General features: G+C 40.0%; 18 protein-coding genes and 1 tRNA gene. 5 read left to right on the top strand and 14 right to left on the bottom strand.

Translation table 11 applies throughout. The features are described from left to right. Positions 1–22: 22 nt before the first annotated feature. On the bottom strand, positions 23–1,408 hold the full coding sequence (gene radA, locus ATS74_RS01620; protein WP_058547194.1) for a DNA repair protein RadA: 1,386 nt from the start codon (positions 1,406–1,408) through the stop codon (positions 23–25). Positions 1,409–1,771: 363 nt separating this feature from the next. Between radA and ATS74_RS01615 the strand changes: the two genes are divergently transcribed. After that, complete coding sequence (locus ATS74_RS01615; RefSeq protein ID WP_058547193.1) at positions 1,772–4,249, top strand: PilZ domain-containing protein; 2,478 nt, start codon at positions 1,772–1,774, stop codon at positions 4,247–4,249. 17 nt (positions 4,250–4,266) lie between these two features. Here the strand turns inward: ATS74_RS01615 and serB are convergent, their stop codons facing one another. Then, positions 4,267–5,295 carry a phosphoserine phosphatase SerB gene (serB, locus tag ATS74_RS01610; RefSeq protein ID WP_058547192.1) on the bottom strand — a complete coding sequence of 343 codons (1,029 nt, stop codon included), beginning with the start codon at positions 5,293–5,295 and terminating at the stop codon, positions 4,267–4,269. Positions 5,296–5,448: 153 nt separating this feature from the next. Between serB and ATS74_RS01605 the strand changes: the two genes are divergently transcribed. Continuing rightward, complete coding sequence (locus ATS74_RS01605; RefSeq protein ID WP_058547519.1) at positions 5,449–6,069, top strand: AhpA/YtjB family protein; 621 nt, start codon at positions 5,449–5,451, stop codon at positions 6,067–6,069. On the opposite strand, the gene ATS74_RS01600 is transcribed toward ATS74_RS01605, so the two are convergent. The 4 genes from ATS74_RS01600 to prfC form a co-directional block, all read right to left on the bottom strand. Beyond that, positions 6,036–6,803, bottom strand: coding sequence for a TatD family hydrolase (locus tag ATS74_RS01600; RefSeq protein WP_058547191.1), 768 nt, complete (start codon positions 6,801–6,803; stop codon positions 6,036–6,038). The two genes, ATS74_RS01605 and ATS74_RS01600, sit on opposite strands and share 34 nt — an antisense overlap. A 12-nt stretch (positions 6,804–6,815) precedes the next feature. Further along, on the bottom strand, positions 6,816–7,454 hold the full coding sequence (gene pdxH, locus ATS74_RS01595) for a pyridoxamine 5'-phosphate oxidase (protein WP_058547190.1): 639 nt from the start codon (positions 7,452–7,454) through the stop codon (positions 6,816–6,818). A 521-nt stretch (positions 7,455–7,975) separates the two neighbouring features. After that, positions 7,976–9,718: an arginine--tRNA ligase gene (argS, locus tag ATS74_RS01590; RefSeq protein WP_058547189.1), complete on the bottom strand. Its 1,743-nt coding sequence runs from the start codon at positions 9,716–9,718 to the stop codon at positions 7,976–7,978. 62 nt (positions 9,719–9,780) lie between these two features. After that, entirely contained in the window at positions 9,781–11,370 is a 1,590-nt protein-coding gene (gene prfC, locus ATS74_RS01585) for a peptide chain release factor 3 (RefSeq protein WP_058547188.1), read from the bottom strand. A gap of 495 nt (positions 11,371–11,865) precedes the next feature. Between prfC and ATS74_RS01580 the strand changes: the two genes are divergently transcribed. Next, positions 11,866–14,532, top strand: coding sequence for an ATP-binding protein (locus ATS74_RS01580; protein WP_058547187.1), 2,667 nt, complete (start codon positions 11,866–11,868; stop codon positions 14,530–14,532). Between the two features lie 23 nt (positions 14,533–14,555). On the opposite strand, the gene rimI is transcribed toward ATS74_RS01580, so the two are convergent. The 3 genes from rimI to ATS74_RS01565 form a co-directional block, all read right to left on the bottom strand. Beyond that, positions 14,556–15,023, bottom strand: coding sequence for a ribosomal protein S18-alanine N-acetyltransferase (gene rimI, locus ATS74_RS01575; protein ID WP_058547186.1), 468 nt, complete (start codon positions 15,021–15,023; stop codon positions 14,556–14,558). Continuing rightward, positions 15,010–15,315, bottom strand: coding sequence for a hypothetical protein (locus ATS74_RS01570; protein ID WP_058547185.1), 306 nt, complete (start codon positions 15,313–15,315; stop codon positions 15,010–15,012). Before ATS74_RS01570 ends, rimI begins: the two co-directional genes overlap by 14 nt. A 64-nt stretch (positions 15,316–15,379) precedes the next feature. Beyond that, positions 15,380–15,456: transfer RNA gene (locus tag ATS74_RS01565), tRNA-Trp, on the bottom strand. A 449-nt stretch (positions 15,457–15,905) separates the two neighbouring features. Between ATS74_RS01565 and ATS74_RS01560 the strand changes: the two genes are divergently transcribed. Beyond that, on the top strand, positions 15,906–17,495 hold the full coding sequence (locus ATS74_RS01560; RefSeq protein WP_058547518.1) for a BCCT family transporter: 1,590 nt from the start codon (positions 15,906–15,908) through the stop codon (positions 17,493–17,495). A gap of 107 nt (positions 17,496–17,602) precedes the next feature. Here the strand turns inward: ATS74_RS01560 and guaA are convergent, their stop codons facing one another. Together guaA and guaB are read right to left on the bottom strand one after the other, a co-directional pair. Then, positions 17,603–19,180: a glutamine-hydrolyzing GMP synthase gene (gene guaA / locus ATS74_RS01555; protein ID WP_058547184.1), complete on the bottom strand. Its 1,578-nt coding sequence runs from the start codon at positions 19,178–19,180 to the stop codon at positions 17,603–17,605. Between the two features lie 99 nt (positions 19,181–19,279). Continuing rightward, the gene (gene guaB / locus ATS74_RS01550; RefSeq protein WP_058547183.1) at positions 19,280–20,749 is read right to left on the bottom strand and encodes an IMP dehydrogenase; all 1,470 of its coding nucleotides are present in this window, start codon (positions 20,747–20,749) and stop codon (positions 19,280–19,282) included. 135 nt (positions 20,750–20,884) lie between these two features. Between guaB and xseA the strand changes: the two genes are divergently transcribed. Next, complete coding sequence (gene xseA, locus ATS74_RS01545; protein ID WP_058547182.1) at positions 20,885–22,225, top strand: exodeoxyribonuclease VII large subunit; 1,341 nt, start codon at positions 20,885–20,887, stop codon at positions 22,223–22,225. Between the two features lie 12 nt (positions 22,226–22,237). On the opposite strand, the gene ATS74_RS01540 is transcribed toward xseA, so the two are convergent. The 3 genes from ATS74_RS01540 to ATS74_RS01530 all read right to left on the bottom strand — a co-directional run bounded on the left by ATS74_RS01540 (position 22,238) and on the right by ATS74_RS01530 (position 24,834). Beyond that, the gene (locus tag ATS74_RS01540; protein WP_058547181.1) at positions 22,238–22,924 is read right to left on the bottom strand and encodes a hypothetical protein; all 687 of its coding nucleotides are present in this window, start codon (positions 22,922–22,924) and stop codon (positions 22,238–22,240) included. Between the two features lie 37 nt (positions 22,925–22,961). Continuing rightward, a complete protein-coding gene (cysE, locus tag ATS74_RS01535; RefSeq protein ID WP_058547180.1) occupies positions 22,962–23,780 on the bottom strand; it encodes a serine O-acetyltransferase in 819 nt (272 codons plus the stop codon). 124 nt (positions 23,781–23,904) lie between these two features. Then, positions 23,905–24,834 (bottom strand): sensor domain-containing diguanylate cyclase, encoded by a 930-nt coding sequence (locus tag ATS74_RS01530; protein ID WP_058547179.1) that lies wholly within the window; start codon positions 24,832–24,834, stop codon positions 23,905–23,907. Between the last annotated feature and the right edge of the window lie 62 nt (positions 24,835–24,896).

Below are 24,896 nucleotides of genomic sequence, written 5' to 3'. Positions count from 1 at the left end.
TGCATGGCAATCCCTGTAAGCGTTAATTAATCAAACTAAGCAGCTCATGCACTGTTTTTACTGGTGTAATTTTAGCACCTAAGCCTTCCATAGATTTATGGTAATTACGAAATGGAATAAATATTTCGGTAAAACCATGCTGCGCAGCCTCTTTAACTCGCGGCACACCACTGTCGATTGGGCGTACGTCGCCGTTTAAGCTAAGCTCACCCATAATGCAGGTTGTACGCGGTACTACAAATTCGTTTAAGCTACTAAGTAATGCGGTTACGAGTGCTAAATCAATACAGGTTTCAGTTTCATCGATTCGTAAACCGCCCACAATATTAAAAAACGTATCATGAAATATTTTAGTTTTAGTATGCTTACGTAAAATACCAGTGAGCATTTTTATACGGTTCATGTTTAAACCCACGCATACACGCTGCGGGAACTCAGCTTCGGTTTCGGTAGTTAAGCATTGAATTTCTAGCAATAAGTTACGATTACCTTTACGAATACAGGTAATGGTAGACCCTGGCGATTCCGTACTTGAACCCGATAAAAAAATCTCGCTTGGGTTATCAACGCTAAGCATACCCCGCTCACACATTTTAAATATACCTACGGTATCGATGTCGCCAAAGCGGTTTTTATTTGCCCTAAGCGTTCGCACCTGCCCATCGTTAGTATCTATATGCAAAAGCGCATCAACGATATGTACTAATGTTTGCGGCCCTGCTATTTCGTTATTTTTATTTACATGGGCAATAATAAACATGGTTACATCATTTTGCTTACAGTATTGTGTAAGCGCTTGCGCAGCACTTTTTACTTGCGAAGGCGAACCTGGGCTGCCGTTGGCGGTATCGGTAACGACCGCTTGAATAGAGTCAATTACTGCAAACTTAATTTTATTTTTATCAAGTTCTTCAATAATAGTTTCTACACTAGTTTCTGAGAGTAAGTAAAGTTCATCAGCGTTGTAATTAAGCTTTAACCTGTTTACACGGTTTTTAAACTGCGACAACGACTCCTCTGCCGTACAGTAAAGCGATGGCATACGCTGAGACATTCTGGCAACTAAGTCAGATAAAAGCGTTGTTTTACCCGCTCCAGGGTCACCCGAAATAATATTAACTGAGCCGGTAGTAACGCCGCCGCTTAATACTCGGTCTAACTCGCCAATTTCAGTTAACTGTTTTTCGGCTTCTGCTGTGGCAATATCATTTATTTTTTTAGAACCACCGCCAACACCACCGGCATAGCCTCCAACAGTCGCTCTTACTGCTGCTTTTTTGCTTTGCCCTGCTGAGGGTTTAAACTCTGCTAGTGTGTTCCATGCGCCGCAGCGACATTGACCCTGCCAACGTTGATAGTTCATGCCACATTCGGTACAAACAAATTCTACTTTTGCCGCTTTAGCCATTTATAACCTTACCTACTTTTTCTTTAATTTTAAAAATATCGACTATTGAGTGCTCATTTTGCCATTTAAAACTTTTACTTAGCAACATACTCTTGCCTGTTGTGCGATCTAACGGCACAATCTTTAAATACAAACCCTGTTTTTTTTCGCTACAATTTAGGGCATACTTTTTGCTTTGATAATATTTAATGTGACTTGCCAACAAAATGGCACATAACACATAATAACAAGAGCTAAACGGTAGTTATTCAAAAAAATCGTACCTATATTAATAACATAGAGCGATTCACGTTTATTAAATCTTCAAATAAATGGACTTAATAGTATACCTACTTTTTCAATTAGACGGTGATGGTTTTATAAATGGCTGAAGACATATTGCTCAAATACGAAGACCTCGTAAACGAGCTTAAAACATATTTAGGTAACGCAAAATTTGACCTAATTTTCAAATCAAAAACGGCAAGCTTAACTAAGCCCGAGCAATTTTTGATGAAAATGGAAATGTCGCGCCTTTCTCAGCCTGTGGCTCGCTTTGTTGATTTACGCGGTTTAGTCACCGGACAAGTAAAGCCTTATGAGCACAATGGCAAGCAGCACTTTATGGACGACACTGCCATTGAAGTATTTGAAAAAGCCCTCGAACAACATGGTGGATACACATTAGCTGTATACGAAGCGGTTATGAATACCGAAAATAACCACCGCGTTTTGCAAAAGCAAGCAGCTGAGCAATCAGAACTTCAAGAATTTGAGAATAAATTAAGTACTGAGGTAATTAAATTCGCCTCATACGAAAGCCGCCGTGAAGAGCGTATGAACTACTCGATAAAAGTAACTATTGAGTATAAAGATAAAAAGAACATTGCCGCTAGCACCTCCGATATATCATTAAGTGGCTGCAAAATAAAACTAGGTACTCGTTACTCTATTAAAAAAGGCGAGCTACTTGCCATGCGTTTAGTCGGGCTTGAGCAAGATTTTGAGCTAGGCTTAAAAAACGGGATTCAATATGAAGTTGTTGCCGTTGAAAATATATCTCGTGAATATAACCACATTCGCTTAAAACGTACCTACATAGAAAAAAACGAAGCTTTTGATGACTTTTTAGACAGCTTTATAAACGGAAATAAACGCCGCTACAAAGTAAATTTGGATAACACCCTTGATGCTGTGGTTTCTAAGGGTTATGAGCAATATTATATTCCTCGTGTAACCTCTTTATATGTATTTTTAAGCAAAAAAGACGAAACGCTCTACCCAAGTTTAAGCTTAACCACCGAAAATAATATTTTTATTCAGCGATACTTTACCGATGAAAGAAAAGTTCCTTGTTTATACAACGTACTTAATCATCAACGAGTTACGCAGCTTCTAACGCAAATAACAGCAGTTAAAGAAGATTACCTATACACGTTTACACATGTATCGTCGGGTAAGATTTACTATTACTCAGCAACAAGAACTGAGTTAAACAACAACCCTAAGTTAAAAGATTTATTTTTAGGTTTTGGTAGCCAAAAAGAGAGCTGGCAAAGTTTTAAAATACAAATAATGCCAAGCCACCCTGATGACTCTTTTATTCCGCTTTCGCTACCAAATAGTGCCGGCTCTAATATTGAAAAACTAAATAAGCCCCCTTCTCCACGCGTTAAAGGACTTATTAAAGATGTAAAATACGTGGTTGTACTTACAAGCATAGGCAATAAAGCTGAGCAAGAAGATTACAAACAGCTCTCTTACGACAAAGCACTCGTTAACCAGCTCAAGCATTTTGGCCATGCTAAGCATAAATCGCCACCCTATTTAGACATAGTGCCACTTGAGTACGTTAACTTACGCTCGCACAAACGCTACTTATATAAAACACCAGTCAGTATTACAGTAAATGAAATTGTATATGATGGATATACACGGGATTTTTCAGTCATGGGCTTACAGCTTGAGTGCGAACAGCCCGTTACATTTAAAAAAGGTGATATTGTACTTCTAGCCTTTCCTGAGCTGCAGAAAATAACAAAAAAACATAAACTCAGCGAGTTAAAGTATGAGGTAATGGCAATTAGTAAGTCATTCACTACTATTAATTTAAAGGCTAATCGAGTAGCTGATTTACCTCATGCTGGTGTTACCTTTTTTACTCAGTTAATAGAAGGGAATAAAGATAAGCTAAAAGTTTCTGAAGAGGCACCAAAAGTAGAAGGCCTCTCTACAGCTCTTAGAAATATGGTCACTAAAAGTGTTTGCCAATTCCCATTTTACTTACACAAAGAGGCTGCGCACTTTAAAACAGGTGCTATTGGCTTTGGTTTATATGCAAGTCCAATGCATGTGATTTTACAAAACTTTGGCTTATTAAGTAATAAAACCGACTTATCGAGTATTTTAACGCAAGAGCAAATAGTTGATGTGATCACCCCTAATATTAAAGATCGCAGCCGACAAGACCCACCACTTGCTTTTACACTTGCTATTAACTTTGACCCGCGCAAGGGCAGTATTGAAGATGCTGTGGTAAGCCAATGCGTATTAGGTGAAGATTACACCAGCTTTAATAAGCAAATAAGCAAAGGTATTAAGTCGGAGCTCATATTTGTAATGCGACTTTATATTTCACGCACGGGCCGCCCAGATACCGACTACTTATCTAACGAGCTAAAATACGTAAGCCAATACGCCATGCACAAAGCAAAAGATTTAGAAGAAGCCTTATGGGCTGTTGCTGGTGTGGGCGACATGGTTGATATAACTGAAGAAGCTTTAAGTCATCTTGAGCTTAAACAAGAACAAGTTGAACAAATGGGTCGTCGTAAATTAATTTGGTTAAACCGCTTACGCTAAGCGGTTTAACCTTTTACTTATGCGTTTGGCTTTACATTTAGCGGAATAGCTAGCATATACAATAACTGCAATAATGAACCTTGGCATATAGCAGCTTGGGCTTGCTCAATTACTTTAGGCTTGCCATGTACGGCAACACCAAGCCCAGCCTGAGCCATCATGACTAAATCGTTTGCACCATCCCCAATTGCTACCGTTTGTGCTTTTTCAAGGCCTAGTTTTTGTTGAAGTGACTTTAATACCACCGCTTTTTGCTGCGCATCCACAATAGTACCAAGTACTTTACCTGTTAGCTTGTCGTCTTTAAACTCCAGCACATTAGCATGCACTTCATCTAAATTAATTAGCTCCTGAACACGCTCTGCAAAAGGCACAAAACCACCGGACGCAATAGCTAAATACCAGTGGTGTTGCTTTAAAATTTGACACAACGCTTTAATGCCCGGCATTAAAGGAAGCGCACTTTTAAGCTCCTCAATTAAGCTTTTTTCAATCCCTGCAAGTTTTGCTACTCGCTGATTTAAACTTTCGCTGAAATCAAGCTTGCCAGCCATGGCGAGCGCTGTTACCGACGCAACTTCATCATAAACATTGGCTAAACGCGCTATTTCATCAATACATTCAATAGTAATAGCCGTTGAGTCCATATCCATAACAAGCAAACCAGGCTCGTATAAGTTAGGAGGCGTGGCTACTTGCACTAGTTGGCAATCAAGCGAGCTTGAAAACTCTTGAAGCGCTAACGGGTTTATTGCTTGCTCTGCATTTTGTGCATAAAAACACAACGCAGGCGCTAAGCCTAAATCTGGTTGATACTGACATACAGCCGTTACTGTTTGATTATATTTAGCTAAAAACTCAATAATTTGTGTTACATGGATGTGTTCGAAATCACCCGCAAATGCAATGCTAAATAACCCTAACTTTTTATCTGGAATATCATTAACCGGTATAAAATTGCCACTACTGTAAGTAAACCACTTATTTAAAGTTAAGTGTTGTAATGGCTGCTCAGCAGCTGGCTGTGCCATGCTAGTTTGCGACATGGGGTCTCCGTGTTTATTTTTATTTTCCTGACTTTTGGCATTTCTTGAATAACTAATATTAACGCTAAATTCGCCATCAGGTGGGGTTTAAGGTTATAGTTAGTGTAGTTGTAACATCAAATCAAAATGCTGTCAGTAGCATATACGGTGACTATGAAAAATAACCATATTAAAAACCCTATATCCGCATCTCAAAGAAAACGCCTCGTACGCTTAATACTTGCGGCTGGCTGTTTTGTATTATTAAGCTGGGTAGGTGTTAATAGTAGTTTTCAGAGTCATCAGTTATTATATGACAGCGCCGACAACACAGCACAAAGCTTAACTAAGTTTATGGCTTTAAACGTTAAAACCCCGCTTATTGAAAAAAACAAACCCCAGCTAAATGCTATTTGTAACGATATAAGTAAAGATAAATTTGTGCTTTCGGCGACCATTTACGATCAACAAGGTATTTTGATAGCCAGTAGCGATAATTGGCAATCACACCATATTTTTGGTCAACTACCTGACTCCACCCCAGGAATTAGCAAGCTAAAAACACCTTTTATGGAACCCGTAATAAGCGATGATGATCGCCCTATTGGTTTTGTGTCGGTAACGTATTTAACGCGTGCAGCTATATCAGACAGCCACAATCATTTTCATGATTTAGGTAGGCAAGTTTTATTAATGCTAGTTATTGCATGTATTTTTACATGGCAATTAGGACGCGGTTTAAAACGCTGGCAGGTGAGTCGTTATATGCAAAAAACTTCTGAGCAAGAGTCATAAAGCGCTTTAGCAAGCGCCTCTTTATCACTACTTTGTTTTAAACTACATAATACGTTGAACACATTTGGAATGTGTAGCGGCGTATTAATTTCTCCCTGATGACCGCTCAGTGGCATTGAAGGCGAATCAGTTTCGAGCACTAAATGTTGTGGCTCAATTTGAGCAATTACATTACGAGTTTTTGCTGCTCGCTCATAAGTTATAACCCCACCTACACCTAATTTAAAGCCCTGTTTAATATAATAGTGCGCTTGCTGTAGTGACCCCGAAAACGCATGTATTACACCACCACATTTTGGCTTGCAGCGTTTAAACGATTGCGCAATTAAATCATGGCTTTGCCGATGGTGGACAATAAGCGGTAAATTCAGCTCATTAGCAAGGGTAATTTGTTTCTCAAATAACCACGTTTGCTTTTCAAGGTTTCCAATACTCCTATCGAGCCCACACTCACCTATTGCCACCAGCTGGTTAATATTTGCTTTTGCAAAATCAAACAGCTGCGCTAAGTGAAGTTCTTTATGAGCATCTAAAAAGTAAGGGTGGAGCCCTGCAGCTATATGCACTTGTGGGTATTTGCTTTTAAACTCAATTAACTGTTTAGATTGCACCAAACTAATGCCTGGCACTATAAAGCGCTCAACGCTCTTTGCGACACATGCTTTTATAAGTGATTCACGCTCTGCGTCAAATTCACTAAAGTCGAGATGGCAGTGGGAATCTATAAACTTCACAGCGTAAACCGTTTAAGGGTTTAAACGTGTAACTTGCCAGCTATTATCATCCTGGCGCTGGTACATAAAGCGGTCATGTAAACGGTGTGCGCCACCTTGCCAAAACTCTATTTTAGTAGGCACTACGCAATAGCCGCCCCAAAAGTCAGGCAATGGGATTTCACCTTTGGCAAACTTGCTCTTCATATTAGCAAAGGTTTCCATAAGCACTTTTCGCGACGACACGGGCCTACTTTGCGCTGAAGCCCAGGCCGCTAATTGGCTTTCTTTAGGGCGTGATAAAAAGTATTTTGCCACGGCAGATGTAGGCAATGGTTTTGCCTCACCGTACACAATCACTTGGCGTTCCATATGGTGCCATGGAAAGTGCAGCGATATTTTGTTATTGCCTTTTAGCTCTTGCGCTTTGCGTGAGCCGGTATTAGTAAAAAATACAAACCCGTTATCATCTAAATGTTTTAACAATACAATACGCTGTGAAGGTTGCCCGGTTTCATCAACCGTTGCCACAACCATTGCCGTTGGATCAGGCACATTACTGCCCACAGCATGCTCAAGCCACGTTTCAAATTGTTTGAATGGATCATCTTGCAAGTTATCTTCGCTTAGCGCGTCTTGCAGGTATTCACGGCGGATATCTTCGAGTTTCATAAACAAATCCTTCTCTGTTTATTAAAGCGTATGTGGGTAAGTTAAGTTAAGGTCAGGCAATCAATAGTAATCAGTAATAAGAACAATTTTATATTTTGGGTTAGTGCTTGGTTAATGTTGGGTTTCGTTTCACTCAACCCAACCTACGGTGCTATCAGCTATCAGCTATCAGCTATCAGCTATCAGCTATCAGCTATCAGCTATCAGCTATCAGCTATCAGCTACAAAATTGATTAACTTACAAAAGTTCGTCAAGTAAAGCCTAAAATCATCTGCAAGTGTAGGAGTGCTAGCAAGGCGGTAAAACTATTTATGCCAAGGAGCATACGGTTTGTATGTGACTTAGGCTAAATAATTTTACCAACGCAGCTAAAGCGAACTACACGAAGCAGACGTTCACCTAAGTAGTTTAGCCTAAGACAAGGCATTCACCCCTACTTATCCCTATGAGCATACGGTGTGTATGTGATTAGGGTAAGTCGGGGTGGATAACGCAGTATTAGGTTAAAATACGACGGTGATTACATTTGCTCCATGACTTCAATGCCTAACAAATCCAATCCTGTTTCTAGTGTTTTAGAAACCAAATTACATAGCACTAAACGGCTGTCACGTACGTTTGGCTCTACTCCTTCTTTAAGTACTGGGCAGGCTTCGTAGAATGTCATGTATAAGCTAGCTAGCTCGTATAAGTAACCACATAATACGTGCGGAGTGGCCTCATTGATCATTAAATCAAGCACTTCTTCAAGCTGTAGCAGTTTAAGTGCGAGTGCTTTTTCTTGCGGCTCAGCTATGGCTACATCAGCATTTAGCGTAGCGGCATTTACTCCTGATTTACGGAAAATACTACGCACGCGAGTATAAGCATATTGTAAGTAAGGTGCTGTAGCGCCTTCAAAGCTTAGCATGCTGTCCCAGTTGAATATGTAATCGCTGGTACGGTGCTTAGAAAGATCAGCATATTTAACTGCGCCAATACCTACTTTACGAGCAATTTCGCTGCGATCATGATCCGATAAGTCAGATTCACGCTCTGCTAATTTTGCTGCTGCACGGCTAATTGACTCTTCAAGTAAATCAGCAAGTTTAACAGTGCCACCTGTACGGGTTTTAAATGGTTTACCATCAGCGCCCATCATGGTGCCAAACGGGCAAAACTCGTAGCTTGTTTCATCGCGTAAAAGGCCTGCTTTACGAGCTGTAAGCTCTACTTGGTTAAAGTGAAGGCTCTGGCGTGCATCAACAAATATTAAAATACGTTCAGCACCCAATTTATTTGAGCGGTAATCACACGCGGCTAAATCAGTGGTTGCATATAAAAAGCCACCGCCTGACTTTTGCACGATAAACGCAGATGGCTCACCGTCTTTATTTGCAAGCTCATCTAAAAATACTACTTGTGCGCCTTGCGACTCTACAGCAATGTTTTTATCTTTTAATAAGCTAATAATATCGTTAAGCTCACTGTTGTAAGCACTTTCAGCCATAATATCAGCTTGAGTAAGCGTTACATTTAGGCGTTTGTAAACTTCTTCAGAGTGCTTAACAGAGGTTGCTATAAATAGCTTCCATAGTTTTTCACAGTGCGCATCGCCGCCTTGTAGTTTAACGACGTAATCACGGGCTTTATCTGCAAAACCTTCTTCATCGTCAAAGCGTTTTTTAGCGTCGCGGTAAAACGTTTCTAAATCAGCAAGCGCTACCGACTCTAAGTCTACGCCTTGGCTAATTTGATCTTCTAAATGCGCAATCAGCATACCAAATTGTGTGCCCCAATCGCCCATGTGGTTTTGACGAATTACTTTATCGCCTCTAAATTCAAGGGCGCGTACAATGGCATCACCAATAATGGTTGAGCGTAAATGACCTACGTGCATTTCTTTTGCAAGGTTAGGCGATGAGTAATCTACCACGACTGTTTGTGGCTTAGTGTGCTCGTTAACGGCAAGTTTTGCATCGCTGTTAGCCGCTTCTACGCTTTTGGCTAAAAACTCAGGCTTTAAATGAATATTAATAAAACCAGGGCCAGCAATCTCAGTTTTTTCAGCAATATCGCTTACATCTAGCTGATCAATAATTTTTTGCGCAAGCTCACGTGGATTACTTTTCATTTTTTTAGCGGCGCCCATTGCACCATTAATTTGGTAATCACCAAACTGTGGGCGTGTGCTTTGTGTAACCGCTGGGTTTGTATCTTCAGGTAGGCCTGCTGCGGTCATAGCTGCAATGGCTTTTTCTACTAAAATAGTACGAATGTTCATTATATTATTTACCTTTGTAAGCCCGCCTTAGCAGGCTTTCAGTTAACTGTAGTCAGTTGATTCTAGTTTTCGCGCGTATGGTTAAAGGTTACTTCTGGGTAACGCTCTGTTGATAAATTAAGGTTTACACGGCTCGGTGCTATGTAAGTTAAATTATCGCCACCATCCAGTGCTAAGTTGCTCTCGCACTTACGTTTAAACTCTTCAAACTTTTTAACGTCATCACTGCTTACCCAGCGCGCTGTATTGACGTTTACACCTTCGTAAATAGCATCTACGTTGTACTCAGCTTTTAAACGCGCTACCACCACGTCAAACTGTAGTACACCTACCGCGCCTACAATTAAGTCGTTATTAATAAGCGGTCTAAATACTTGTACTGCACCTTCTTCAGAAAGTTGTACTAGGCCTTTTAATAACTGCTTTTGTTTAAGCGGATCGCGCAAACGAATACGACGAAACAGCTCAGGCGCAAAGTTAGGAATACCGCTAAACTTAAGCTTTTCGCCTTGCGTAAAGGTATCACCAATTTGAATGGTACCGTGGTTATGTAGGCCTATAATGTCACCTGCGAATGCATCTGCTGCACGCTCACGATCGCCCGCCATGAACGTTACCGCATCAGAAATACTTACCTGTTTACCAAGGCGTACATGGTTCATTTTCATGCCTTGGCTGTATTTACCCGACACAATACGCATAAAGGCAATACGGTCACGGTGTTTAGGGTCCATGTTGGCCTGTATTTTAAATACAAAACCAGTAAAGTTTTCTTCTGATGCAACTACTTGGCGGTCTTCTGTTTCACGTGGTAATGGCGTAGGCGCCCACTGCGTTAAACCATCAAGTACGTGGTCAACACCAAAGTTACCAAGGGCGGTACCAAAGTACACTGGCGAAAGTTCACCCGCTAAAAATAGTTCAAGATCAAACTCGTTTGAAGCACCAATTACAAGTTCAAGCTCTTCACGTAGTTGCTCAGCTAGTTCTTCACCAATGGCGGTATCAAGCTCTGGGTTATCAAGGCCTTTTACAGTACGTACTTCTTGAATAGTATGACCTTGGCCTGTTTTGTATAAAACCGCTTCGTCGTTATGAATGTGGTAAACACCTTTAAACTCTTTACCACAACCAATTGGCCACGTAATAGGCGCACAGGCAATGTTTAGCTCTGTTTCTACTTCATCGAGTAGCTCCATTGGGTCACGAATATCACGGTCACACTTATTCATAAAGGTAACAATAGGGGTAGTACGTAGGCGCGTAACTTCCATAAGCTTACGAGTACGTTCTTCTACACCTTTTGCGGCATCAATAACCATTAAGCACGAATCTACTGCGGTAAGAGTACGATAAGTATCTTCTGAGAAGTCTTCGTGTCCAGGGGTATCAAGTAAATTAACCAGCGCTTTGTTATACGGAAATTGCATTACAGAGGTAGTAACCGATATACCACGCTCCTTTTCCATTTCCATCCAGTCAGACTTTGCATGCTGATTAGAGCCACGGCCTTTTACCGTTCCGGCTTTTTGAATCGCTTGTCCGAACAAAAGTACTTTTTCGGTGATGGTGGTTTTACCAGCATCCGGGTGCGATATGATTGCAAAAGTCCTTCGCTTGCTAATTTCGTTGATAATATTCTGGTCTGCCATTAATAAGTTCTTTTAGTTTGATGCCAAGTTACATGCATAACATTAGGTGTATGCAAGGCAACCCGTTAAGTTGATCGTTATTAACTGGGCTTTGAGCAATTTAATATGAATAAATTGACAACAATTAACGCCATATAGCTAATTTTTTAATAGTGGCAATTGTAACAGGAGTCGGTATAAAAGTGTGCTATCTAACTCAAAAATATCTTGGCTTTGTAAGAAACCGATATGGCTAATTCAACTTGAGAACGATTAAAAATAAGTGAAAGGTAATAATTTAAACATTTTTTAATTAATATTTGAGCTAATGCTGGCTATGAATTTTTAATTTAATAACTTACTTTCAGTATGTTACGACAAATAAAACAGTCCATATATTAAGCAACCAACTTTTATAGCTGATTATATTTCAGCCATCAAGACAGCTATAAGCTTGTGTAATAAAGTCGTAACGCATATTATTGATAGATTGCACGGAGGATAAGTAGTTTGGTCATGAAAACCAGTAAGTTAAGTATCAGGTTATTGTGGTATATAACACCTTTAGTTATTTTACCTTTGCTCTTTTTAGGTGGCTTTACGCTCACCAATGTAACTAATTCAACACAAAAACAAGCTGATTTAATAATGAGCCGTTTTGTTGAACAGCAACAGCAAAAAATATTTAACTACATTGACTCTTTTCACTCGACAGCAAAGCTACTTTCTACCTCGCCAGTACTCAGTGATTTTTTAACAAATGACATTAGAGCTAACGGCGATCATACCCGCAGACTTGGCGCTTTAATGGATGTATTTGCCAGCTACAGCGAAGCCTATCCAGACATTATTAGTATTAATTTAGTTTCTGCCAGTGGAAAAAGTGATGCGTATTACTCTAATAACTTAACCACTGCGCCTAAAAGTTACCCTTTTTTTAATAAAGTGCTGCAAAGTAATTTAAGTAAACAGCAGTTTATGATTCAAAAGGACGATGGCACCACAAGTTTGTATTTTATACAGCGAATTTATAGTGTTGATTACTATTTAAAACGCCCACAACAACTTGGTTTTATTGTTATACATGTAGAGCCTTCAATACTTAATACTAGTATTTTAGAAGCCCCATATAACAACACCCTTAATTTAATGCTTACCAAAGACGGTAAGATTTTATTTAGCTCCGACTACAACATGCGCGGTCAATATATTAGTGAGTACGAGCTTAATCAGGTACACAGCTTGGCCGATATTGGTATGCTTTCGACTATTGAGCTTTCAAGCATTGATAAAATTGAGCGAATGATTTTTGCCGTGCAAATGCCCGGTGGTTATTATTATGTTTCTACTATTCCTAAAGGCGTACTTTACCAATCGGGTAAAGCCATAAGCCTTATTACCGGCTTAATCGTTATTATATCGGTGATTACCCTACCTATTTTAATTTTTGTAGTAGTACGTAACTTATTACTTAACCCTATTGAGCTATTAGGTGCTGCCAGCCACCGCGTAGGTGACGGTGATTTATCAGTGCATTTACCTGCTCATACCAACGATGAAGTAGGCGTACTGTTTAACGACTTTAACCACATGGTTAATCAAATTAGGCATTACCAGCAGCAGCTTGAAGAATATAAACATCATCTTGAAGACAAGGTAGAAAGCCGTACTAAAGCGCTTGAGGCAATGAATAGTCAATTAGAGCTTGCTATTGGGCAAGCCGAACAAGCAAACCAACTTAAAAGTCGCTTTTTAGCGAATATGAGTCATGAAATACGCACTCCGCTTACGGCTATTATGGGCTTTACAGAGCAGCTATTACATAACGATAAAGTAGCTAACGATAAACAGCATTTAAGTACTATTTTACGAAACTCAAAACATCTATTAGAGCTTATAAATAACATACTTGATTTATCTAAAATTGAAGCTGAAAAGCTCGCTGTTGATCAGTCGGCATTAAATGTAGTGCAGCTAGTGCACGACATTGAATCGATAATTGAGCCTTTAGCACAAGAAAAACAACTAACGCTAAACGTAAAATACGATCTGCCACTTCCACGTACCATTTACAGCGATGTAACTCGCTTAAAGCAAATACTTATAAACATTGCTAATAACGCGGTTAAATTTACCGAGCAAGGTAACGTATCTATTTGTGTGCACTATTTAGAAGCTAGCCAAAAGCTTGAGTTTGTAATTAACGACACCGGTATTGGTATGTCTGAGCATCAAATAGAGCGAGTATTTAAACCGTTTGAACAAGCTGATGCCACGACGACCCGTCGATTTGGCGGCACTGGGTTAGGCTTATGTATTTCTAAAAACTTAGCGCAGCTACTTGGCGGCGATGTAACGCTTGAAAGCGAGGTGGGCGTTGGTAGCCGCTTTACAATCACCGTGGCGTGTAAACTCTCTGACGATCAACCAATGCTTGAGTTTTTAACTCAACAAAGCCAACTAGTGCCAGAAAAAGACCCGTTTTTATCGTTTGCTACAAACAGCTTTGACGCCAATATTTTAGTTGCGGAAGATAACCCAGATAACCAATTATTAATTAAACTGCTACTACAAACTTGGGGCCTTGAGCCCGATATAGCTAATAATGGAGCTCAAGCGGTAGAAATGGCTCTAGTTAACGACTACCAGCTTATTATTATGGACATGCAAATGCCGGTAATGGGCGGTTTAGAAGCCACTAAGATGCTGCGCCATGCTGCTTACGACGGCCCTATTATTGCACTTACAGCTAATGTAATGAACCATGACATAGGCACTTACCTAGAGGCTGGTTGCGATAAAGCACTTGCTAAACCTATAGACAAAGACGCCCTAGAAAACGTACTAGTAAGTTACCTAAATCTTGAAAAAGATAATCAAAATAAATGGGATAGCTTATTAAAAAGTGAGAAATTTCAGCAGATTGCTGACAACTACTTAGCTAATTTACCCGCTCATCTTGAAGAGGTTAAAGCTTTACAATACACAGATGATTGGGAAGCATTAAGAACAATAGCGCATAGTATAAAAGGTAGTTCAGGGTGTTTTAACTTTGACGAAATTTATCACAGTGCAGCTGCACTTGAAGAAAACCTAAAAAGTAATAATAAAGTACCCAGAGATGAGTTAGTAAGTGATTTAATAAACGCTATTGAGCAAGCTATACAAGATAAAGTAAGTTAAATAGGTTTGAGAAGCGTTGTTGGCTACGAAAAACCTAAGCTCAAAGCCATACCCATTAAAATAGCATCTTCAAAGCCATTTTTAGCAGGGTTATCACTTGGGTAATAGTTCTTACGCACCGACATTTCTATAAAGCCAGCACGCTCGTATAAGGCAATTGCGCGAGTATTTGACTCTCTGACTTCTAAAAATAAGTTTTCTGCGTTTTGCTGTTCGCCATATTCAATAAACTGACGAAGCAACTGCTTAGCAATGCCCTTACCTTGCTCGCTTGGCGTTACACAAATATCCATAAGTGTAAAATCAGGCCCCGCTTTTTCACCAATATAAAAACCCACTAACGTGTTTTTATTAAACGCCGCTAAGTTAAAGTAACGCCCCCCCATACATGAACTCATTGTTTTAAGTGTCCAAGGGTGGCTATGGCATGCTGTCTCAATTGCCATTAATTGCTCAATAGCGCTTTCATCTACTTCTTTAAAGGTTATCAAGGTGTTTACTCATTAAGGCCCATAAAGCGCGTTTATCATTTGCACTGAGCTGTTGGGTTGGCAATATAAGCTTATCATCGGTTAACTGCATTTCACTGCCTTTTAAAACACTATTAATGACCATAGGTTGAACACTTAGCTTTATATCAGTAAATAACTGCTTATTAAGTGTTAAAGGCTCAGCCTCAGTGCTTTGTATAGGCGCTGACGAAGAATTAGTATTTTTTGGACGATAATGCTGATTTAGTTCGAGGTTTTCTATACCAAAAATAGCTGCGTAACGTGGATGCATAACAACTCAGTAGATTAAACACTTGAACAATATATGAAGTAATAAAAACGATGTAAAGAAGAAATGGCAGGGGCGGAGAGATTCGAACTCCCAACCGTCGGTTTTGGAGACCGCTGTTCTACCAATTGGAACTACGCCCCTGCAATGTCGACGAATTATAGAGACCTTTGAGAAAAGGTAAAGTAAAAAATCACTTTTTTAGTTTAACTGCTTTTAAAACATACAAAACGATGAAATAGCATGCTAATTAGCTGTTTGTAGCCACTTAAAATTACGTAATGTTGAGATTAAAGTAACTCGTTATACTGCAATTATTTTTACGTACTTGTTGTGATAAGTAATATAAAAATAAAAACAGAACATAAAACAACCACATTTTTATTTTTGCAAATCATAGAATGCGCCAGAGCTAAACACATAAACAAATCAATAACATTGGCATCAATTATGATACACTTTTTGTCTTAGAGGATCCGCGCCTTATCACCTAATTACATATTTCATCATGTATCTTATTTACGTGGATCATACACAATGCAAATATGGAGGAGCTTTACTATTGGCTTTTGCCTGTAGTCACGCCATCTTATATGAAGTTTAAATCAAAAAAATACAGTATCGACTCAACCGATTATCAAGTAGGTCAAGATAATGTTAGTAAATGGGGCATGGATATTCATAGTAATGTGTTTTCCGTTTCTATTGGGTTATCTCTACTATTTATTATTACTCTACTTGCCCTCTCACCTAGCGAAGCTAAAGACGCTATTAACACCATAAAAAATGCAGCTTTAACAAACTTTGACTACGTATTTATGTGGGGCGCAAACATACTCCTACTATTTGCAATAGGCATAGCAGCTTCACCGCTTGGTAAAATTAGATTAGGAGGCGATAAAGCAAAGACGGAATACTCTACCCTTTCTTGGATCTCTATGCTGTTTGCAGCAGGTATGGGTATTGGCCTTATTTTTTGGGGTGTGGCTGAGCCTACCGCGTTTTACACTAACTGGTTTGGTACACCGCTAAATGCTGAGCCCTTTACTGAACAAGGCCGAGAGATGGCCTTAGGGGCAACGGTATTTCACTGGGGTCTGCATGCATGGGCTATTTATGGCATGACCGCATTATGCCTAGCGTACTTTGTTTATAACAAAGGTTTACCGCTTTCTATGCGCTCAGTGTTTTACCCTCTTTTTGGCGATAGAGTATGGGGCAAGCTCGGTGATGTTATAGATGTAATGGCCGTATTAGTAACTCTTTTTGGTCTTGCTACATCGCTAGGCCTAGGAGGCTCGCAAGCGGCTAGTGGCATAAGCCATGTTTTAGGGTTCGAAAATTCATTATTATTACAACAAGGTATTATTTTACTAATAATGGGCCTAGCTATTTTATCTATTGTGCGTGGCATGGATGGCGGCGTTAAATTACTCAGTAATATAAATATGGGCATTGCTATTGTGTTTTTAGCACTTGTATTTATTTTAAACTTTACCACTGTACTTGATTCAGCCTACACAGCAGTAATAGGCTACGTAAAAAATATTATTCCGCTGAGTTCTAGCACCGGTCGAGAAGATACGCAGTGGCTTCACGGTTGGACTGTGTTCTATTGGGCTTGGTGGGTGGCTTATGCTCCGTGTTTTGGTATGTTTGTAGCGCGCATTTCTAAAGGGCGTACCATACGCGAATTTTTAGTATATGTACTTCTTATCCCCACTTTAGTAACCACTGCGTGGATGTCGGTGTTTGGTGGTGTAGCTATTGATCAAGTTATAAATGAAATTGGCGTACTCGGTGCTGATAAAGGTATTACCGATGTGTCACTTAGCTTATTTTATATGCTTGATGCGTACTCTTTTGGTACCGCGCTTTCACTTTTAGCTGTAGCATTAATAATTATATTCTTTGTAACCACACTTGATTCTGGCTCTATAGTAATTGACAGCCTTACATCAGGCGGGAAGCTTGAAGTGCCAATAAAGCAAAAGCTAGTATGGGCTAACATTGCCGGCATAATTGCAATGCTAATGCTGTGGATTGGCGGTACTGAGTCTATTCAGGCACTGCAGTATATAACTATTATTGCCGCGCTCCCTTTTACGTTTATTTTGCTGTTTGGCAGCGTAAGCCTTGTAAAAGGGCTGCTGACTGAGTTAGAGCCAAAAACTAAACATTAAAAATTAAAAGCTAAGAACTAAAATTAGCGCGTAAAAAAGCCCGTTTAAAAAACGGGCCTTTTAATGCGCAATAATAAGCTCAGCAAAGTAAGCTTACTTATTTGGTATTATTCCCACTCAATTGTGGCTGGTGGCTTACCAGAAATATCGTAAACTACACGTGAAATACCATCAATTTCGTTAATGATACGGTTAGATACCACGCCTAAAAACTCATATGGTAAATGTGACCAACGCGCCGTCATAAAGTCGATAGTTTCAACACAACGAAGTGATACAACCCAATCGTACTTACGTGCATCACCCATAACCCCTACCGATTTAACTGGTAAGAATACAGTAAACGCTTGGCTTACTTTATGGTAAAGCTCAGCTTTGTGTAGCTCTTCAATGAAAATCGCATCAGCGCGGCGTAGTAAATCACAGTATTCTTTTTTAATTTCACCAAGTACACGTACACCTAAACCTGGTCCAGGGAAAGGATGACGGTAAAGCATGTCGTACGGTAAACCAAGCTCTAAACCAATTTTACGTACTTCATCTTTAAACAATTCACGAAGTGGCTCAACTAGACCCATTTTCATGTCATCTGGTAATCCGCCCACATTGTGGTGAGATTTGATAACGTGTGCTTTACCTGTAGCAGATGCTGCTGACTCAATAACATCTGGGTAAATAGTACCTTGGCCTAACCATTTAGCGTTTTTAAGCTTTTTAGATTGCTCATCAAATACATTAATAAACGTGTGGCCAATAGCTTTTCGTTTATCTTCTGGGTCTGATTTTCCTGCTAAGTCATTTAAAAACTGATCCTCAGCATCAACCTTAACAATGTTTAGACCAAACTTATTACCAAACATGTCCATTACTTGCTGACCTTCGTTTAAACGAAGTAAACCGTTATCAACAAATACACATGTTAATCTATCGCCAATTGCGCGGTGAATAAGCATAGCCACAACCGATGAATCAACACCACCTGATAGGCCTAAAATAACTTCATCATCGCCAACTGTGTCTTTAATACGCTCAATGGCATCATCAATAATTTTTGCAGGAGTCCACAGTTTTTCACAACCACAAATATCAATTGCAAAGCGTTCTAATAAACGTTGCCCTTGATGAGTGTGCGTTACTTCTGGGTGAAACTGTACGCCGTAAAAACGTTTTTCTTCGTTAGACATAGCAGCATGCGGACACGTTGGTGTTTTAGCTGTTGTGCTAAAGCTTGCTGGTACTTCCATAACTTTATCGCCGTGGCTCATCCATACGTCTAAAACGCCGTTGCCGCCATCGGTAATATGATCTTCAATTGCATCAAACAATGCACAATTGCCTACCTTTTCCACTTGCGCGTAACCAAACTCTTTTTTATCAGAGCTGTGAACGCTACCGCCAAGTTGAGCGGCCATTGTTTGCATGCCGTAACAAATGCCTAATACAGGAACACCTGCATTAAACACATACTCAGGAGCGCGCGGGCTGTTTTCAAGTGTTGTTGATTCTGGGCCACCAGAAAGAATGATACCTTGTGGGTTAAACTCGCGGATTTGCTCTTCAGTCACATCCCATGCCCACAGCTCACAATAAACACCAATTTCGCGTATACGACGCGCAATTAGCTGAGTGTATTGTGAACCAAAGTCTAAAATGAGAATTCGTGAATCGTGAATATCTTTGCTCATGGAGTATCTCGTAAAGTCTGATGCTAAATGTCATTTGTTAATGTAAACGACTAAAAAGAGGGCTTGCAAAGCAAGCCCAATAAATTATTAATTACGCGCTTAACCTAAGCGGTAATTTGGTGCTTCTTTGGTAATTTGCACATCATGTACGTGCGACTCACCCATACCTGCAGATGTAACACGTACAAACTGAGGTTTTGTATTAAGCTCTTCAATAGTTGCACAACCGGTTAAGCCCATTGCACTACGAAGACCGCCTACTTGCTGATGAATAATCGTTGCAATTGGACCTTTGTATGCTACGCGACCTTCAATACCTTCTGGTACTAACTTGTCAGCTTGGTTTGATTTTTGGAAGTAACGATCTGATGAACCTTCTTTTTGATCCATCGCACCTAAACTACCCATACCACGGTATGATTTGTAGTAACGGCCTTGATATAACTCAACTTCGCCAGGCGCCTCTTCAGTACCAGCAAGCATTGAGCCCACCATTACACACGATGCACCCGCAACAAGGGCTTTAACTATATCGCCAGAAAAACGAATACCGCCATCAGCAATTACTGGAATGTCGCGGCCTTTTAGGCCTTCAACTGCGTCAGAAATAGCCGTAATTTGTGGAACGCCACAACCCGTTACGATACGTGTAGTACAAATTGAACCTGGGCCGATACCTACTTTTACTGCATCAACGCCTGCATCAGCGAGGGCAATAGCACCTTCAGCTGTTGCTACATTACCCGCAATAATTTGTAAGTCAGGGTATGCTTGACGAGTTTGCGATACACGGTCAATAACACCTTGAGAGTGGCCATGAGAAGTATCGATAAGTAGAACATCAACACCTGCTTCGACTAATGCAGCAATACGCTCATCAGTGCCAGCGCCAACACCAACCGCAGCACCTACACGTAAACGACCCTGATCGTCTTTACATGCATCTGGTTTATCTTGTGCTTTTTGGTAATCTTTAACGGTGATCATGCCTTTGAGTTTAAACGCATCGTCTACGACTAAGATTTTTTCAATGCGGTGTTCATGCATTAAACCTAAAATCTCTTCGCGAGAGGCACCCTCTTTAACAGTTACAAGCTTTTCTTTTTTAGTCATAACAGTAGAAACTGGCTGCTCTAGCTTAGTTTCAAAACGCATGTCACGGCTTGTTACAATACCAACAAGTACATTGTTGCTATCGGTAACAGGAAAGCCTGAAAAACCCTTTTCCTGAGAAAGCTCAACAGCGTCTGCAATAGTTAAATCTGCAGTTACTGTTACAGGGTAAGATACAATACCCGCTTCGTAGGTTTTAACTTTACGAACATTTTTCGCTTGTTCTGCGATGGTCATGTTTTTGTGGATGAAACCAAGACCGCCTTCCTGCGCAAGGGCAATAGCTAAACGTGCTTCTGTAACAGTATCCATAGATGCTGAAATAAGCGGCAAGTTAAGTTTGATACCACGCGTTAAGCGAGTTGAAATATTTGCCGTGTGTGGCAAAACAGTAGAATGACCAGGTACTAAAAGTACGTCATCAAAGGTAAGAGCTTCTTTAGCAATTCTAAGCATTTTGGCAACTTCTCACATGTGGATCTAAGATAAGGAATTGCGGCCAAATTTTAACAGCGTTGTTGGCATTCGTAAATAATATTTCGCAAATATTTATGATAAACTTGTCTCATAAATAGTTTTAGGTTGTTTTTTATGTTTTCAAAGCCTTCGCAGACGGTTTACACCGTTTCACGCCTTAACAGAGAAATTCGTACAGTGCTTGAGCAAGGCTTTGCATCTTTAGTGCTCACTGGTGAAATTTCTAATTTTATTACCCCTGCGTCTGGGCATTGGTATTTTTCGTTAAAAGACGATAAAGCGCAAATTAAGGCTGCTATGTGGCGAGGGAATAATCGCAACCAAAGCTACCGCCCAGCCAATGGCGCACAAGTCACCGTAAAAGCACGAGTATCACTTTATGAACCTAGAGGTGATTACCAACTTATTGTTGAACATATGGAGCCCGCAGGAGAAGGTCAGCTTAAGCAAGAGTTTGATGCATTGAAAATGCGCTTAGCCGCCGAGGGGTTATTTAGCTCTGCCTACAAAAAACCTCTGCCACAAAATATAAACCGTATCGGTGTGGTTACCTCTGCTACCGGCGCTGCAATAAAAGATATTTTAACTGTACTTAAACGCCGTGCGCCGCAATTAGAAGTCATAATTTATCCAGCCATGGTGCAAGGTAAAGAAGCCCACATACATTTAATTAATCAAATAGAGCTGGCAAATGCACGTAATGAAGTAGACGTACTTATTTTAGGGCGCGGCGGCGGTTCACTTGAAGATTTATGGTGTTTTAACCACGAACAACTTGCGCGCGCTATTTATCAAAGTGAATTACCCATAGTAAGTGCGGTAGGCCACGAAATAGACACAACCATTAGCGATTATGTTGCCGATGTTCGTGCTGCTACTCCATCAGCGGCTGCTGAGCTTGTAAGCCCTAACACGCAAGAGCTACACAATAAAGTAACGCAACTCATTAACCGTTTAAACAATGCATTTAAACACGATATTGCAGATAAGCGCGCGCTTGCCACGCAACTTCAGCACCGTCTTAACTTGTGCCATCCACGCAATCAGCTAAATCAAAAGGCGCAGCGATTAGATGAACTGAGCATTGCGCTGCACCAAGCTATGCGAAACCGTTTATATCAGCAAGAGCGCACGCTTAATAATTTAACGCCGCGCTTAATGCGTCAATCACCAGATAAAAAGCTAGCGCAGGCCTCTCATCAACTGTCGCAGTTACAAGCAAGGTTAAACCAAGCTATACAACAACAATTACAGCAAGCCAATAATAGCCTAGCATTACAAGCAAGTAAGCTGGACTCGGTAAGCCCTCTTAATGTTTTAGCGCGCGGTTATAGCATCACTAAAACACAACAAGGAAAAGTGGTTAAATCGGTGGGACAAATTAAAACAGGCGATGTGTTAATTACAGAGCTTGCCGATGGCTCTGTAGAATCGCAGGTCATACCTATTACTTAATACTGATACAGTTTAAAGCTCTGTGCTTAACAACAAGCTAAGCTTAGTATCACTTGATGTAGATGTAGAACTTACAAATTGCTTCCAAAACTCTTGTTTCATCAACTTGTCGTTTAACTCACGCCATTGAGCACTCCCAAATGCATCGTTATCAGCGGGTGCGGCAAGTTCAAATTCACATACCGTCGTTTTACATTTAGCGCTAACAACATCAGGAATAATTGCCAAATCTGCGGTTAATAAAAAATCTTGTAATGCCATTTCAGTACGATAAGCCCACTCTTCGTCACGTACTTGCTCGTCAAATTTATCACGTAAGACTTTCTCAAAATCTGAAGGGCCTCTCATTTGCTTTAAAACACTTTTAAGTGCTGCTTTTTGCTCGGCAAGTTGTTGCTTAAGTTGCACAACTTGTTCTTCTAGAGGTAACTCATCAATTTCTTGAGGTTCGAAAGCGGTGGAAGTAATATTTTCATTTTGCTCTAAACTAACGGCTTGTTCAGTTACAGCTGGTATAACTTTATTTGCTACTACTTTACTGCTTTTTGGCTGCTGAGCATGAGTTTTTTGCAAAAGAGCATTACTTTGCTGTAACTTAACTGGCTCTAAATTATTTGGGGTAAAATTAAAATAACCCCAAGTTAAACCTACACCAGCAATAAACCCAATACCTAGAGTTAACAAACTATTCTTGTTCATCTTAATTCCTTTTAAGTTTTATTTTTTTACTTACATGTCACAGCATAGCACTGGTATGTGATTCGTTTTCAGGCTCGGGTGTCGCTAAAAAGTTTTGGTTCATACTTTGCGCGGGACAGGGACAATCCGGTTTACCTATAATTTTAGCAGGTACGCCAACAGCTGTGGTATGTGGCGGCACTGCTGTTAGTACCACTGAGCCTGCGCCAATACGTGCGCCCTCACCCACTTCAATATTACCAAGCACTTTAGCACCTGCGCCAATTAGCACACCCGCTCTAATTTTAGGATGACGATCGCCTTGCTCATTACCTGTACCACCAAGCGTTACCGATTGCAGTATTGATACGTTATCTTCAATTACCGCCGTTTCACCAATAACAATACCTGTTGCGTGGTCAAACATTATCCCTTTGCCAACCTGACATGCTGGGTGAATATCTACACCAAACACTTCAGAAGTACGGCTTTGAATAAATCGCGCTAACTCTCTGCGATTTTGTTGCCACAGGCAATTAGCCAAACGATGCGCTTGAATAGCATGAAAACCTTTTAGGTTTAACATTACAGTAAGGTGAGTTTCAGCAGCGGGGTCGCGGTCTTTCACTGCTTTAATATCTTCGGCAACAAAAGAAAGCATGCGGTCACATTTTACAAACGCTTGGTCAAACAGCTCACGAATAGTAAATGCAGAGACCACAGCATCTGCCAATTTATTAGCAACAATAAAGCTTAACGCCGAACCTAAGCACTCATGATTCAAAATGCATGAATACACATGACTTGCTAAAAGTGGTTCGCGAGTTACTACTTCATTTGCTTCACTACGAAGCTGTTGCCAAATTTCATGACGCATAATACTACACTGCCTTAAATTGATATAAAAAGAGCCTTTTCCTAAGTTTAACGGATTTAAAGCCTAAGGTGTTAACGCCTTAGTTATTTGTTCTGGTTATTAGGTATAACTAAGAGTAAAAAAGTTATATGAACGCTAAATCACTCACACATAAAGCATCTTTTCCTTTATTTTTTGCTTTATAAAGTAAATCGTCTGCTTCTTTGATTAAATGAGCACATGTAAAGTCACTATTTGGTGTAATAGTCGTGAGCCCTACACTAACAGTAAGGGTTCTGCTGGGTAAAGAATGCTTATTTTCAATGTTTAAATGTTTTAATTTTTCTAAAATATCGTTCAATACTAACAAGGCCTGATCTGAGCTTGTATTTCCATAAACTAACACAAATTCTTCACCACCAAAACGGGCACATAAGTCACCTGGGCGTTTAGTAAATTCATTGAGTACTTTAGCCACCTTTTTTAAGCATGTATCGCCTTGTTGGTGCCCGTAGGTATCATTAAGTAATTTAAAATCATCAATGTCGATTATAGCCAACGACAGCGGCATACCTAAACGCTGACAACGATTCCACTCTTGCTCTAAAAAGGTATCAAAAAAGCCTCGGTTAGCAATATCAGTTAAGCCATCAATAGCGGCAAGTTTTTGTACTTGCTCTTCGGCTAGTTTACGCTCGGTAATATTTTGATGGCTAATAACATAATATTTTTTATCACTTAGTTCAAAAGGCACAACACGCATCATAAACCAGCGTTTTTCGTTTTCGCTATGACAAGGATACTCTAAATAAAAATCACTTTGCTGTTGCTCTATTATCGCTAAAATACCTTGATACGCATTTAAGCCAAACTCATCGCCATTATCTGCGGCTTTTTTGCATTCTACTAAGTAATTTTTTTGCTCCCACACATCACAGCAAGTACAGTCGTTTTGCTCACCAAAGTTTTGCCAGCTCTTGTTTACAAAAACAATCTCCCCTGAGTCATTAATCACGACGACCTGATCCGGTGTGGTGTCTAAAACTTGCTTTAAAAACATTTTATCGTCTAACACGTGCTTTCCATTTTAATTTTTCTGTTTATCAGTATAGTCATTAACATTTTTTTAATAAAAAA

The sequence above is a fragment of the Pseudoalteromonas sp. H103 genome (assembly GCF_001469205.1).
Classification (GTDB): Bacteria; Pseudomonadota; Gammaproteobacteria; order Enterobacterales; family Alteromonadaceae; genus Pseudoalteromonas; species Pseudoalteromonas carrageenovora.
This window is presented reverse-complemented; position numbering and strand designations above follow the sequence as displayed.